Source organism: Candidatus Nanopusillus massiliensis (assembly GCF_920984865.1).
Window position 1 is genome coordinate 600,199 of the sequence record NZ_OV100765.1, and the last position, 1,212, is coordinate 601,410.

At 28.1% G+C, this 1,212-nt stretch carries 1 protein-coding gene and 1 tRNA gene; one reads left to right on the forward strand and one right to left on the reverse strand.

Going from position 1 to position 1,212, the window contains the following annotated elements:
* Nucleotides 1-103: 103 nt before the first annotated feature.
* On the reverse strand, nucleotides 104-376 hold the full coding sequence (locus tag LUA84_RS03855) for a hypothetical protein (RefSeq protein ID WP_231434520.1): 273 nt from the start codon (nucleotides 374-376) through the stop codon (nucleotides 104-106).
* A 101-nt stretch (nucleotides 377-477) separates the two neighbouring features.
* Between LUA84_RS03855 and LUA84_RS03860 the strand changes: the two genes are divergently transcribed.
* Nucleotides 478-561, forward strand: a tRNA-Ser gene (locus LUA84_RS03860).
* The last annotated feature ends 651 nt before the right edge of the window (nucleotides 562-1,212 follow it).

Sequence of the window (1,212 nt, forward strand, 5' to 3'; positions counted from 1 at the left end):
ATATTATATCCATCAGAATATTTTCTTGCCAATCTATATTCTAAATTTTTTGATAATAATTCTGAAATATCTTGAATGTCGAAATTTTCATTATTCATCGATCTTAAAAAGATGTTTCGAAAAATTCTATATCTTCTATACTTTCATATATATCATCAGAAACAATTACTGCTCTTGAATATACATAACTATAAGGTCCGACAATACCATTTACAAGAGAAGAGTCTATAAATCCATATTTTTTCTTTTCTTTTATCTCAATATTATCCAAATCTAATTTTTCAATATTAATTTTTTCTTCCTTATTATTTTCTTCATCTTTTTTTATTTGATTGATTTTTTGATTTATCTTTTCTAATAAATTTTTTGTTAACATAAAAATATTTTTATATTAAATTATATTAAATATGTATCTCCCGCTTAGACGAACCAATATGAAAAGATGAGTATTGGTAACGATGGGCGGGGGACATTTATGCCGCGGTGCCCGAGCGGACCAAGGGGTATGGCTGGAGACCATATCCCCGAAAGGGGACGTGGGTTCAAATCCCACACGCGGCGGATTTTGCTTAAACTATTTTCATCTGTAAGTAAATTATTAATTACGTAAATCTTTAGTTAAAACCATACACTATAGGCAATCTATCTTAAAGGTGATAAAGTAAAATTTATAAATGTTTATTATTATTATTATTATATGGTCATGACAACAATAAAAGATACATTTCAAAAGGCTACGAATCCATTTCGTCAACTGCAATAGATGATAGATGGCTGTATCTTTCAGATGACGATAGAAGAGAAATAGCAAGATATATAGCAGATAAGAAAGATATAATAGAACGTTACTTTTATACTATCAATAAGAATAATAGTGATAAAGTACTAGATGCTATTGAACAATTTGCACGTCTTAAAGGATCTTCTATAGATCTACNNNNTATATCTCAGTATTTTGATATGCTAGAAAACCTTGATAAAATAATAGAAGAAATAGATAAAGGTTTCTTCAATTCTTTACCCAAATAAAATAATGTAGTAAAACCAAACAACTATAATATGGAAATCGCATTTGACATAGATGGAAATCCAAAAGATCAAAAAGGAACTTTACTTGATATATTAAAAAAGCTAATATGAAACGTCGGAGCTAGAGGTTATCCTATATCTTATTATAACGGAACTGACAACTTTCCAATACAATATTATATG